The 12,405-nt window shown below is 62.1% G+C and carries 10 protein-coding genes; 2 read left to right on the top strand and 8 right to left on the bottom strand.

Annotation, left to right across the window (positions count from 1 at the left end; translation table 11 throughout):
- Positions 1 to 116: 116 nt before the first annotated feature.
- The 3 genes from E9677_RS07665 to E9677_RS07655 all read right to left on the bottom strand — a co-directional run bounded on the left by E9677_RS07665 (position 117) and on the right by E9677_RS07655 (position 3,771).
- Entirely contained in the window at positions 117 to 1,070 is a 954-nt protein-coding gene (locus E9677_RS07665; RefSeq protein WP_136557511.1) for a substrate-binding domain-containing protein, read from the bottom strand.
- A 69-nt stretch (positions 1,071 to 1,139) separates the two neighbouring features.
- Positions 1,140 to 2,150 carry an ABC transporter permease gene (locus E9677_RS07660; RefSeq protein ID WP_136557510.1) on the bottom strand — a complete coding sequence of 337 codons (1,011 nt, stop codon included), beginning with the start codon at positions 2,148 to 2,150 and terminating at the stop codon, positions 1,140 to 1,142.
- Positions 2,151 to 2,244: 94 nt separating this feature from the next.
- A complete protein-coding gene (locus E9677_RS07655; protein WP_136557509.1) occupies positions 2,245 to 3,771 on the bottom strand; it encodes a sugar ABC transporter ATP-binding protein in 1,527 nt (508 codons plus the stop codon).
- 176 nt (positions 3,772 to 3,947) lie between these two features.
- On the opposite strand from E9677_RS07655, the gene E9677_RS07650 reads away from it, so the two are divergent.
- On the top strand, positions 3,948 to 4,967 hold the full coding sequence (locus E9677_RS07650) for a LacI family DNA-binding transcriptional regulator (RefSeq protein WP_136557508.1): 1,020 nt from the start codon (positions 3,948 to 3,950) through the stop codon (positions 4,965 to 4,967).
- 16 nt (positions 4,968 to 4,983) lie between these two features.
- Here E9677_RS07650 and E9677_RS07645 read toward each other — a convergent pair whose 3' ends face one another.
- Complete coding sequence (locus tag E9677_RS07645; protein WP_136557507.1) at positions 4,984 to 5,796, bottom strand: hypothetical protein; 813 nt, start codon at positions 5,794 to 5,796, stop codon at positions 4,984 to 4,986.
- Between the two features lie 145 nt (positions 5,797 to 5,941).
- On the opposite strand from E9677_RS07645, the gene greA reads away from it, so the two are divergent.
- Complete coding sequence (gene greA / locus E9677_RS07640) at positions 5,942 to 6,424, top strand: transcription elongation factor GreA (protein ID WP_136557506.1); 483 nt, start codon at positions 5,942 to 5,944, stop codon at positions 6,422 to 6,424.
- 247 nt (positions 6,425 to 6,671) lie between these two features.
- On the opposite strand, the gene xylA is transcribed toward greA, so the two are convergent.
- The 4 genes from xylA to E9677_RS07620 form a co-directional block, all read right to left on the bottom strand.
- Entirely contained in the window at positions 6,672 to 7,982 is a 1,311-nt protein-coding gene (xylA, locus tag E9677_RS07635) for a xylose isomerase (RefSeq protein ID WP_136557505.1), read from the bottom strand.
- 161 nt (positions 7,983 to 8,143) lie between these two features.
- Positions 8,144 to 9,598 (bottom strand): xylulokinase, encoded by a 1,455-nt coding sequence (gene xylB / locus E9677_RS07630; RefSeq protein WP_136557504.1) that lies wholly within the window; start codon positions 9,596 to 9,598, stop codon positions 8,144 to 8,146.
- Positions 9,599 to 9,622: 24 nt separating this feature from the next.
- A complete protein-coding gene (locus tag E9677_RS07625) occupies positions 9,623 to 10,648 on the bottom strand; it encodes a substrate-binding domain-containing protein (RefSeq protein WP_136557503.1) in 1,026 nt (341 codons plus the stop codon).
- Between the two features lie 170 nt (positions 10,649 to 10,818).
- Positions 10,819 to 12,402: a DHA2 family efflux MFS transporter permease subunit gene (locus E9677_RS07620; protein ID WP_136557502.1), complete on the bottom strand. Its 1,584-nt coding sequence runs from the start codon at positions 12,400 to 12,402 to the stop codon at positions 10,819 to 10,821.
- Positions 12,403 to 12,405: the final 3 nt, after the last annotated feature.

The following is a 12,405-nucleotide window of genomic DNA, read 5'->3' as shown; positions in this document are numbered from 1 at the left end:
AACGTTTCCGTAAACGATTACAGGAGATGGATTTTCGACACAACCGCAATGATGACTGCGATGAAAAATCTGCCCGGGAAAACCCGGGCAGACTGATATTGCTGGGCTTTCCGGGATCAGAACGGCGAATCCGGGAAGTAGTAGCCTTCCGCGTTTTCAGGCGTGATCAACGTCGCGTCCAGTGTATAGGTGCCATGGACCGGAACGCTGTCGTAGAGGGCAGCAGCAGTCATCTCCAACGCGGTACCGACCATCGACGGCGGGTAGAGAACGTTGACCGGGACCATCTTGTCGCCGTCCATGACCTTCTTGATCATGTCCTTCGAACCGGCACCACCGATGATATACTGAATGTCGGTACGGCCGGACTGTTCGATGGCCTGGAGCACACCGACAGCCATGTCGTCATCCTGGCACCAGACCACGTCGATCTTCGGATACTTGGTCAGGTAGTCCTGCATCACCTTGAAGGCATCGTCACGGTTCCAGTTGCCGAACTGGCGGTCCAGGATCTTGACGTTCGAGCCTTCGATGCCCTTGTCGAAACCGTCCTGACGCTGCTGGTCGATCGGGATCGGCATGCCGCGGATGACCACGACTTCCGCATCCGGCGTCGTATCGGCGATATACTTGCCGGCGACTTCGCCGAGAGCCGGGTTGTTACCGGCGACATAGAGGTCGCGGACGGTGTTGTCGTTGACGGAAGGTGCGCGGTCGACGAGAGCGACGAACTTGCCGCTATCCTTGATCTGGCGGATGGCGTTGACCAGCGGATCCGGATCCGTCGGCAGAATGACGAGCGCGTCGATGCCCTGCGTCGCCAGATCCTGCACGGCATTCGCCTGGCTGGACGGATCAGCAGAGGTCTTGACGACCACGTTGAGGCCCGGATGGCGCTCCATCAGCTGCTTGGCAATACGCTCGGCATGATAGATGACGCCCGATGTCCAGCCATGTGTAGCAGCCGGGATCGAGACTCCGATCGTCTTGGCATCCTGGGCATGCGCCGCGCCGAAGATCGACACGAGCGCGGTCATGGCGACGGCCATTCCCAAAAGTTTCTTGTGCATTGGTTTCCTCCCAAAGTGACGAGGGTCGAGTTTGAACGAACCGGGCGACCCTCCTGCCCGGCCGTTTCCTTACGCCTTGCGCGCCAGCGACCGCTGGACGAGCATCGCGATGATGATGATCGTGCCCTGGATGGCGCCGATCAGATATTCGGAGATGAAGTTCGACAGCAGCATGATGTTGCCGACGAGTTCGAGGATGAAGGCGCCACAGATCGTGCCCCAGACGCGGCCGGCCCCACCTTTCAGCGCCGTACCACCGACAACGACTGCAGTAATGGCCTGCAGCTCCCACAGGATGCCTGTCGTCGCCGAGGTCGAACCGAGGCGCGGCACGTAAAGCAATACGGCAATGGCGACGCAAAGCCCCTGGATGACGAAGGCGATGGTGCGCACCCGGTCGACGGCAATGCCGGAATAGCGTGCGACATCACGATTGGAGCCGACAGCGACCACATGGCGGCCATAGCGCGTGCGGTAGAGCACGAAGGCGGCGATCGCGGTCACAACCAGAATGATGACGATAGGCACGGGCAGACCGAGGATCGAGCCGAAATAGACGGGCCGATAGATTTCCTGCTGGGCCGGGTCGCGCAGCGTGATCGCCCCGCCCTGGGAAAGCCAGGTCGTCAACCCGCGATAGATGCCCATAGTGCCGAGCGTGGCGATGAAAGGCTCGATCTTGCCGACGGTGGTGATCAACCCGTTGGCCAGCCCGCAGAGCGAACCGATAATCACAGCGAGCGCCATGGCCGCCGCGATCATCAGGCCGGGATCGGCGATCGCGCCGGAATTCATGAACAGGATCATCAGGCTGGCGACAAAGGCCACCATCGAACCGACCGACAGGTCGAGGTCGCCCGAGGAGATGACGAAGGTCGCGCCGACGGCAATGATCGCGATGAAGGCGGAGCGTGTTGCCACATTGGCCAGGTTGGTGAGGCCGATGAAGTTCGGGTTCACCAGTGCGCCGACGATCAAGAGGATCAACAGCGCAGCAAAGGGCGCCACGGCGCGCATATCCACGTCACGCCAGGTACGGCGGGCACGGCCAGGTGTGGTCGTTTCAGTCTCGGCAGTCATGTCTTCCCGTCTCCTCCCGCGCGCCTCGGTTCGAGGTCGCGCACCCTGAAGTCCTTGCTTCGAGCCCGGTCTCTTGCCGGGCTTTGTTACTCGCTCAGCTCGCCATCTGCCGTTTCAACCCGGCGGCGTAGCGCATGATCGTCTGTTCATTGATGTCGTCGCCCTCAAGCAGCCCGACCATGCGGCCTTCGCGCATCACGGCAACGCGCGTGCAAAGCCCGATCACCTCCGGCATTTCCGAGGAGATGACGATGATCGAGCGGCCCTCGCGGGCAAGCGCTGCGATAAAATGATAGATCTGCTGTTTGGTGCCGACATCGATGCCGCGCGTCGGCTCGTCGATGATGACGATGTCGGGCTCGACTTCCATGATCTTGGCGAGCAGCAGCTTCTGCTGGTTGCCGCCGGACATGCGCCCAACCCGCACCTTGTCGTCGCGCACACGGATATCGAAGCGGCGCTTGGCCCTCGCCATGGCTTTGGCCTCGCTGCCGGGATCGAGGTAGCCGTGGCGGACATGATTATCCATCGATTGCAGCGTCAGGTTCGCCGTCATGCCCTCACCGAGCAACAGGCCCTTGCCCTTGCGATCCTTAGTCATGTAGGCGAGCCCGCGCCGGTTGGCCTCACGGAAATCACCCGCATCGAGAACCGTCCCCTTGAGCCGCACCTCGCCGGACAGACGCGGACGCAAGCCCGCAACCGCCTCCATCAGCTCCGTGCGCCCGGAACCGATCAGACCGGAGAAGCCGAGCACTTCACCACGCTTCAGGTCGAAGCTGGCACTCTTGACGAATACCGTCGACAGATCCTTGACCGAGAGAACGATCTCCTCGTCGACATCAGGCTCGTGTTTCGTCGGATAGAGGCTCGACAATTCACGCCCGACCATCAGTTGGGCGATCGCCTCGCCGTCGAGTGCTGAGGTCGCCGCGGTCTTCACCCACTGGCCATCGCGCAGCACCGTGACGCGGTCCGTGAGTTCCATCACCTCATCCAGCTTGTGGGAAACGAAGACAAAGCTCGTGCCGCGGGCGCGCAGCTTGCGCACCTGGTCGAACAGCACTTCCGTTTCCTCGCGCGACAAGACCGCCGTCGGCTCGTCCATGAAGACAATGCGCGCCTTCCGGCTGATCGCCTTGGCGATCTCGACCATCTGCTTGTCGGCCACAGCCAGCGAGCTGATCAGCGCATTCTCATCGATCCTGGAGCCGAGCTGATCGAGCACGCGCCGCGTCTCGGCCCGCATCACCTTGCGATCGAGAACGCCGAAACGCGTGACTTCACGCCCGAGAAACAGGCTTTCGGTCACGGTCAGATGGTCGGCGAGATTGAACTCTTGGTGGATCAGCACGATGCCGAGCGCTTCAGCCGCACCATTGGCCGGCAGCGTCACGGGCTCGCCGTCGAGCAGGATGCGCCCCGCCGTCGCTTGCTCGAAGCCCGAGAGGATCTTGACCAGCGTCGATTTGCCCGCGCCGTTCTCGCCCATGAGCGCATGAACCTCGCCCGGCAAGACGTCGAAATCGACGCTGAACAGCACCTGGACTTCGCCAAATGATTTGGAAATACGCTCCGCCACGAGCACGGGTGTCCGCGCTTCGTCCCCAGCCAATGTCATGCAATCCTCCCGGCGGCTCCTCAACCGCTATGCCATTTGTGTAAACCTTTACATGGCCAATGTAAAGGTTTACATCATCCGATCATGGGGACAATGTGAGCCCTGCCGGCTTTCGCAGCCGCAACAGGAACGGTAAGGTCTCCAACGATTCCATGCGGATAGGGGGATGGAGCCGCGTGCCGAATTCAGCACCAGCGACGATCGAGGATGTGGCGCGCATCGCGGAAGTGTCGATTGCGACGGTGAGCCGTGCGATCCACACGCCCGACAAGGTGGCCAAGACCACCCGCCAGCGGGTAAACCAGGCCATCGCGATTACCGGCTACACGACCAATGCCATGGCCCGCTCGCTGCGCATGGGCCGGTCGAACATGATCCTGATCCTCGCCCCCGATATCGGCGATCCGAACTTCTCTTCGACGCTGATCGGACTGGAAAACGAAGCCCGCGCCCATGGCTATGGCGTTCTGATCGGCCACACCCAGAACGACCCGGAACGCGGCCTCGAATACCTGAAATTCCTGAGCTCCGGCCAGGCGACCGGCCTGGTGCTTTTCACCGGTCACGAACCCTTCGGCCATCAGGTCGTCGGCCAGCGCCTGCCGCCCTCCGTCGCCGTGTTCGAACCGGTATTCGGCTCGAAGATCTCCTATGTCGGCGTCGATGACGTCGCCGGTGCCCGCAAGGCCGCAGAACATCTGCTTTCGGCCGGTCACCGCTCCATTGCTTTTGTCGGCGACAGCAAGACTAGGCTCGGCCACCAGCGCCGCCGCCAGGGCTTCGACAAGGCGCTCGATGCCGCCCGCATCCCGCCCAACCAGCGCTTCGTATTGGAAGGCGAAGGCACGATCGAAAACGGGCGCCTGGCAGTCGAGCAACTCTTCATGCGCGACCAGCTGCCCACCGCCTTCATGTGCGTCAATGATGCGACCGCCGTCGGCGTGATCAACGGCCTGACCGCCCGCGGCTACGACCTGCCCCACGACTTCTCCGTCATCGGCTTCGACGACGTGCCCCAGGCGACTTATCTCAACCCGGCATTGACCACGATCCGTCAGCCACGCACGGCGATCGGCAAACAGGCCATGGCGCTGCTCCTGAAGTCTCTCTCCGACCGCCCGACGGAGCGCCAGGAAATCTTGCTGATGCCGGATCTGATCGTGCGCGGCTCGGTGACGGGGCCGGCCAGGCGATAAGCGCGCTGCAGCAGCCCTAGTGGATCTGGACGTGGATATGGTCGTCGTGACGCGCGGCGCGGCACCCCTGGAAGCGGACCGCCGGAGCCGCAACGCCCAGCGCATCCGTGAGATGCGGCTCAAGGAAGACTTTCTCGACCCCATACTCGGCAACGCCCGTCTCCGCGAGCCAGGCAACGGCCGCGCGCATTCGCTCGGGCTCGATCCCGTAGACAGGAAAAAACGGCTGTAGCGATGCGAGATCCCAGCGCGTCGTCAGCCAGTCATGACGCCCGGCACAAGGCTGCTTATCCGTTGAATTCGGCTGCTCGAAGGCGAAATAGCCGATCGGCGACCGCGTGACGCCATTGAGGAAGCGATCCTCGCCGTCGCGATAGTAGAACGCAAGATCCAGCTTCCTGCCATCGGCATGGGAAAGATGCGGCAGCAGCGGAAACCCGTCGATGAACGGAAAGTTGGCATCCAGGGCAACAGTGACCGTGCCAGGGAAACGGGTATCCATGTGGTCTGCCAACCCCTCGGCCATCCGCAACAGGCCGGGCGTGACATAGTTCCGGTTGAGGGCACAGTAGAGGGGCGATCGCACAACGAGATGATCCGCTGGCTTGGCAAAGCAGGAGAGCGCTACGCGGCCGAAATGCGGTGCGATGAACGTCGCGGCGTAGGTTACGCCCATGTAGAAGGCAAGGAAAAGGCTGATCCTTGCAAGCACGCTACCAAGGCGCAAAACCCTGGCCACACCGAGTGTCGCAATGTAGGCGAGCCCTCCCAGCTGTGTCAGCGCTGTGAGCAGAATGAAAAGAATAATCCGGTTCGCGATTTTCGCCATGGAAACACTTAGGTGCTGAAACTGTTAGGAGACTGAGGGAACGCCCGACTGAATGCAACTGCACCTCTGCCGACCCCCGAACTTCTTGGCATACCAGCCCGCTGCCCCTATGTTGGCAGCCCACGATTTATGATCGGAATACCCCATGAGTGTCGCCTTCACCAAAGAAGAGAGTTCGGAAACCGCGGCAGAACTCCATCTTCCGGACCGGCCGATCTCGCCTCATCCAAACCTGGCGACGGCGCAAGGGCTGGCGCGGCTTGAGGCCGAGGCAGAAGAGGCCCGCATCGCCTATCTCGCGGCACAAGCGATCGAGGATGTGAACGAGCGCCGCCGCCAGTCGGCGGCCCCCTATCGTGACCTGAAATACCTGACGGAACGCCTGCGCACCGCCCAGGTCATCTCGGCACCGGAGAGCAATGCGGTTGTTGCCTTCGGCAGCAAGGTTACCTTCGAGCGTGACGACGGCCGCGTCCAGACCTACCGCATCGTCGGCGAAGACGAGGCTGATCCCAAGGCCGGCTCCATCTCCTTCGTCTCGCCCGTTGCGGCACGCCTGATGGGCAAGAGCGTCGGCGATGTCGTGACGGTCGGCGACCAGGAGCTGGAGATTACGGCCATAGCTTGAAGGCCGGTCGTCAAGCGACGCCTTCACCGCCGTCATCCTCGGGCTCGCCCCGAGGATCCACTGCCGACTGACGGAAAATCGAGGTTTCAGGCGGTTGTTGCGCCCGCCCAGCATTCCGGTTTAGGCCCACCCGCAGCCACTCTCGGCAGATCCTCGGGACGAGCCCGAGGATGACGACCGGCAAAGGAATGCAGAAGGCCGGGACGCTTTCGCGCCCCGGCCCTTGTCTCATCAGAAAACGCTCAGATCAAACGTAGCGGTTGACCACGTTTTCCAGCAGTTCCTGCTTGCCGGAAACCGGCTGCGGGTTGACGTTCTGGGCTTCAACGCGAGCAGCAATCGCATCAAGGCTTTCCTCGCCGCGCAGCATCTTCTGGTTCTCGGCCTTGTCCCAGCCGGCATAACGATTGCCGAGCGGGCCGGAAAGCGCCTTGTCTTCCACCATTTTGGCAGCAGCCTTCAGGCCGCGGGCGCAGCAGTCCATGCCACCGATATGGCCGATCAGCAGGTCTTCGGCGTCGAGCGACTGGCGGCGCAGCTTGGCGTCGAAATTTGTGCCACCGGTGGTGAAGCCGCCGGCCTGCAGAACCTGGTAGTAGGCCAATGCCATTTCCGGAACATTGTTCGGGAACTGGTCGGTATCCCAGCCGGACTGGTAGTCGTTGCGGTTCATGTCGATCGAGCCGAAGATGCCGAGCGCATTGGCAAGCGCCAGCTCGTGCTCGAAGCTGTGGCCGGCGAGGATCGCATGGCCCTGCTCGATGTTCACCTTCACTTCGTTTTCGAGACCGTAACGCTTCAGGAAGCCGTAGACCGTCGCGACGTCATAGTCGTACTGGTGCTTCGACGGCTCCTGCGGCTTCGGCTCGATGAGGATCGCGCCCTTGAAGCCGATCTTGTGCTTGTATTCGACGACGAGATTTAGGAAGCGGCCCATCTGATCGAGTTCGCGACCGAGATCGGTGTTGAGCAGGGTCTCATAGCCTTCGCGGCCGCCCCACAACACGTAGTTTTCACCGCCAAGTTTCAGCGTCGCGTCCATGCAGGTCTTCACGGTCGCAGCAGCAAAGGCGAAGACATCCGGATCCGGATTGGTGGCCGCACCCGACATGTAGCGGCGATGCGAGAACATGTTCGCCGTGCCCCAGAGCAGCTTGACGCCGGTCTCTTCCTGCTTCTGAGCGAAGTAATCGACGATCTCATTCAGGTTCTTGGTGTTCTCAGCGAAGCTGTTGCCCTCGGGGCGAACATCCGCATCGTGGAAGCAGTAGTACGGCGTGCCGAGCAGCTGGAAGAATTCAAAGGCGACATCGGCCTTCATCTTCGCCGCATCCATCGTGTCCTTGAACCAAGGACGCTCGAATGTATTGCCGCCGAACGGGTCGGTGCCCGGCCACACGAACGTGTGCCAGTAGGCAATGGCAAAGCGCAGATGGTCTTCCATCCGCTTGCCCATCACCACTTCGTCGGGATTGTAATGGCGGAAAGCCAGCGGATTGGTGCTGCCCTCGCCTTCATATTTGATCTTCTGGATATTGCCGAAGAAACCTGTGCTCATGAGTAGTCCTCCTTGGTGTGTGTTCGTTGAATTGTGATGGCATTGGGTGGGGTTCCCCCTCACCCTGCCCTCTCCCCGCTGGGGAGAGGAGGATGCCGGCGCGTGCCGCTTGTCTCTTCTCCCCAGCGGGGAGAAGGTGCCGGCAGGCGGATGAGGGGGCGTCAGCTGCCGAGGGAACGGATCGCCGGATAAAGCGCCCGGTAGCGCCCGTAAGCCGCCTCATAAGCGCCCGTCAGCTCAGCAACCGGCTCCACCGTCTCTGCCGTTTCAGGCGCCGTGCAAACCGAAAGCGGATTCGCGCCCGTCGCGGCAATCAATCCCAAACGTGCCGCACCGAAAGCCGCGCCGAAATCGCCGTCGGCGGGAATATCGACCGGCATGTCGAGTGCGGTCGCGATCGAAGACAGCCAGTAGCGGGAGCGCGAACCGCCGCCGATCGCGGTGACCCGGTCGATCTTGGTGCCGGCGGATTTCAGCGCTTCGAGACTGTCGCGGATGGCAAAGGTCACGCCTTCCAGCACGGCCTGGGTCAGCACCGCACGGTCGCTCTCATGGCCAAGTCCGATGAAGGCCCCGCGGATCGTCGCATCGTTGTGCGGCGTGCGTTCGCCCGAGAGATAGGGCAGGAAGGTGACGCCCGTCGGAGCCATGAGCGCATCGCCCAGTTCGCCCGTGAGCTCGCCGGCCGACTTGCCGGTTACGGTCGAGTGCCAATTGAGCGCATCGGTGGCAGAGAGGATGACGCCCATCTGATGCCAGGTGTCGGGCAGTGCGTGACAGAAGGCATGAACGGCACTCTCCGGCTTCGGCAGATAGGAAGCATTGGCCGCGAACAGCACGCCAGACGTGCCGAGCGAGACGAAGGCCTGGCCTTCCTTGACCGTCCCCATGCCGCAGGCCGAGGCCGCATTGTCCCCTGCCCCGCCGGCGACGACGACGTCAGAGCCGAGGCCCCATTTTGTCGCGAGTTCGGCGCGCAGCGTACCGGCGCGATCGGTCCCCTCGACGAGGCCCGGCATCTGTTCGACGGTCAGCCCCGTGGCTTCGAGCAGTTCCGTGGACCAGGCCCGCTTGCCCGTATCGAGCCAGCTTGTGCCGGCAGAATCCGACATGTCAGAGAGATATTCCCCTGTCAGCCAGAGGCGCAGGTAATCCTTGGGGAGCAGCACCTTGGCGACCTTGGCAAAGGTCTCCGGCTCGTTGTTCTTCACCCAGGCGAGTTTCGGCGCTGTGAAGCCTGGAAACACGATATTGCCCGTCAGTGCCCGGAAGCGCGGATCGGCATCGAGAACTGCTGCTTCCGCATGACTGCGCGTGTCGTTCCACAGGATGCAGGGCCGCAGTACCCGATCCTTGTTGTCAATCAGCGTTGCGCCATGCATGTGACCTGACAGCCCGATGCCCTTGACGGCGGAAAGTTCCTTCGGATGCGAAGCCTTCAGCGCCGCGATCGCTTCGTCCGTCGCCCGCAGCCAATCGCCCGGCGCCTGTTCAGACCAGCCGGGATGCGGCCGCTGCACGGTCAGCGCCGCATGGCCGACGCTGACCACTTTCTGATCGTCGTCGATCAGCATGGCCTTCACGCTCGATGTGCCGAGATCCAGTCCGAGATACATGGATAACCTCCCAATGCTCTGCCTTCAGGGCAGATTGTCCTTCAAGAATATGTCGATACGAATGCGCTCCTGGGCCGCCACGACAGAAAGTCCGTCGGCCTTGGCCTTCAGCACGCGAATGGCACTGCGCACCTCATGGCCGGCATCCTGGTTGAGCACGGCGTCGATCAGGCCCGCCTGAAGCGCACCGCGCGTCGTCTCCGTCAGTTCATGGGCAACGACCACCGGACGCAGCCGTGCGGGCACGCGCTCGAGCGCCTTCACGAGACCGCGATTGCCAGCGCCCAGGCTGTAGAGCGCGACGATCTCTTCGAGGCCGGAGAACAAGCCGGAGACCATCTGCTCGACGACGGCAGGATCGTCCCGCCCCTCAAGCACTGGCAGTACGGAAAGCCGGGCAAAATCCTGCGCCATGACGGCGGCGAAGGCCTCGCAGCGCTCGCGGTGGTCGCGCACCAGCATGGAGCCGGCGAGCACCGCGACCTTGCCCTTGCCACCACCCGAAAAACGGCCGAGCAGGCTGGCGGCGGTGCGGCCGGCAGCGGCATTGTCAATACCGGCATAATGATCCCGCTCGGCACCCGACAAGTCCGAAACGAGGGTGACCAGCGGAATGCCAGCAGCCACGATCTCGGCAGCCGCAGCCGCCACCTCCGGCGCATCCACCGCCACGAAGGCGATCCCGGCCGGCTCCGCGGCCGCTGCCGCTCTCAGTGCCATCGCAAGCGCTGCGGCATCGAAGGCCGGCACGTCGACGAGACGAATTGCAATACGCTCGACGCCGGCCCGCACCCGCGCCTCATCCAGTGCCACCCTCAGGCCCCGCATGAAGGAATTGTCGTTCGAGGGAATGATGAATGTCAGCGGATAGGTCCGCCCTTTCGCAAGGTTGGCGGCAGCGACATCGCGGACGAAGCCAAGCTCATGCACAGCTTGGTCCACCTTCTCACGCGTCCGCGCACTGACCCCCGGCCGCCGGTTCAGAACCCGGTCGACGGTGGCAAGGCTGACGCCTGCGCGGCTGGCGATATCATGGACAGTCGGCCTCATTCTCTCCTCCGGCGCCTGTCCTACACCAGCAAATGAGGTACGTAAATCAGAAATCTGATGTACGTACCTCCTTGCGATACAAAAAAGTGGCCGCCCCATCTGTGGGAGCGGCCGAGACTTGGAGATCGAGAGCAACACTGGACCCGCAAGCTTATGCGGGCATGGTGCCATCAATGGCCAGCGCCAGCGGGTGCCGCGCCCTTCGGCTTCTTCAGCAGCAGCACCATGAAGACCAGCGCAACAAAGAGCACTGTCAGCCCCATGAAAACGTCCATGAAGGACAGAAGCCATGCCTGCTGGGTGACGACGCCCGACAACTTCCTGATGGCAACGGCTGTGCCGTCGAGTCCATAGCTGTCGTAATTGGCACCGACACTGGCAAGCCAATCGAGGGCCGCCTGGTTGCTCCAGCTGACCTGTTCCGAAAGCCGGGCATAATGGTCGTCAGTGCGCTGCGTCAGCATGGTGTTGATGATCGCCAGACCCACGGCCCCGCCCAGGTTCCGGGTCAGGTTGAAAAGGCCAGATGCATTCTTGATCCGCTCTGGCGGCAGTGTGCCGAGCGCCAGGTTGTTGATCGGCACCATGCAGATCATCAGCGAACAGCCGCGCAGGATCTGCGGCACGAGCAGTTCGTAGAAATCCCAATCCGCCGTGATGCCCGTCATCATGTAAGTGCCGAGGCCGAAACCAGCAAAGCCGATCATCATCATCACGCGCGGATCGAGCTTGTTCGAAAGAGCGCCTGCCACCGGCGCGGTCAGGAACATCGCCGCCCCCGAGACGAACATCGTCTCGCCGATCATCAGACTGTCATAGCCGCGGATGCGTCCGAGATAGAGCGGATAGAGATAGGTGAGGCCGTAAAGGCCGACCCCCATGACGAAGGAAAATAGCGATCCGAAGGCAAAATTGGCGTTGGAGAACGCCCTGAGGTCGACGACCGGCAACTCTACCTTGAAGACGCGGCGGAAGAAGATGAAACCGCCCACCACCATGGCAATCGTACCCATGACGATATGATGGTCGTTGAACCAGTCCTTGTTGTTGCCCTCTTCCAGCACGAACTCCATGGAGCCGAGGAAGACAGCCATGGAGGCGAGGCCCCACCAGTCGAATTTCTTGAACAGCTTCAAGTCCGGTTTGTCGAAATCGATCAGGCTCCAGGCGGCAGCCGCGACCAGCACGCCAGGGATGACATTGATCAGGAACAGCCAATGCCAGGACATGGCATGGCTGATATAGCCGCCGATCGTCGGGCCGATGGTGGGCGCGAGCGTGGCAACGAGACCCACCATCGGTGAAACGATGTTGCGCTTCGACGGCGGGAAGATGGTGAAGGCAGCCGCAAAGACCGACGGGATCATGCCGCCGCCAATGAAACCCTGGATCGCCCGGTAGACGATCATCTGCTCGATATTGGTCGCCGTGGCGCAAAGCGCACTCGCCAGCGTGAAACCGGCCGCGCAGAAGGTGAAGAGCACCCGTGTCGAAACGATCCGCGCGAGCACGCCCGACAGCGGGATCATGATGACCTCGGCGATCAGATAGGATGTCTGCACCCAGGCCACTTCGTCGGAGCCGGCCCCAAGACCCGCCTGGATTTCGGCAAGCGAAGCCGAGACGATCTGGATGTCGAGGATCGACATGAACATGCCGAAGACCATCGCCAGAAATGCGAAGACGCGTCTGGGATCCATCCGCTCCTCGGCAGGCGCCGAGGGAGCGATATCGGATGTGGTGATTGCGGCCATGAC

Origin of the sequence: Peteryoungia rhizophila, assembly GCF_004912145.1 — a bacterium.
Classification (GTDB): Bacteria; Pseudomonadota; Alphaproteobacteria; order Rhizobiales; family Rhizobiaceae; genus Allorhizobium; species Allorhizobium rhizophilum.
This window is presented reverse-complemented; position numbering and strand designations above follow the sequence as displayed.

Bases quoted from the DNA above. Each gene is read 5' to 3' on its own strand.
- xylB (WP_136557504.1), bottom strand. From the start codon at position 9,598: ATGTATCTCGGACTGGATCTCGGCACATCGAGCGTGAAGGCCATGCTG.
- E9677_RS07655 (WP_136557509.1), bottom strand. From the start codon at position 3,771: ATGACATTGGCTGGGGACGAAGCGCGGACACCCGTGCTCGTGGCGGAG.
- E9677_RS07665 (WP_136557511.1), bottom strand. From the start codon at position 1,070: ATGCACAAGAAACTTTTGGGAATGGCCGTCGCCATGACCGCGCTCGTG.
- E9677_RS07660 (WP_136557510.1), bottom strand. From the start codon at position 2,150: ATGACTGCCGAGACTGAAACGACCACACCTGGCCGTGCCCGCCGTACC.
- xylA (WP_136557505.1), bottom strand. From the start codon at position 7,982: ATGAGCACAGGTTTCTTCGGCAATATCCAGAAGATCAAATATGAAGGC.
- E9677_RS07620 (WP_136557502.1), bottom strand. From the start codon at position 12,402: ATGGCCGCAATCACCACATCCGATATCGCTCCCTCGGCGCCTGCCGAG.
- E9677_RS07645 (WP_136557507.1), bottom strand. From the start codon at position 5,796: ATGGCGAAAATCGCGAACCGGATTATTCTTTTCATTCTGCTCACAGCG.
- greA (WP_136557506.1), top strand. From the start codon at position 5,942: ATGAGTGTCGCCTTCACCAAAGAAGAGAGTTCGGAAACCGCGGCAGAA.
- E9677_RS07625 (WP_136557503.1), bottom strand. From the start codon at position 10,648: ATGAGGCCGACTGTCCATGATATCGCCAGCCGCGCAGGCGTCAGCCTT.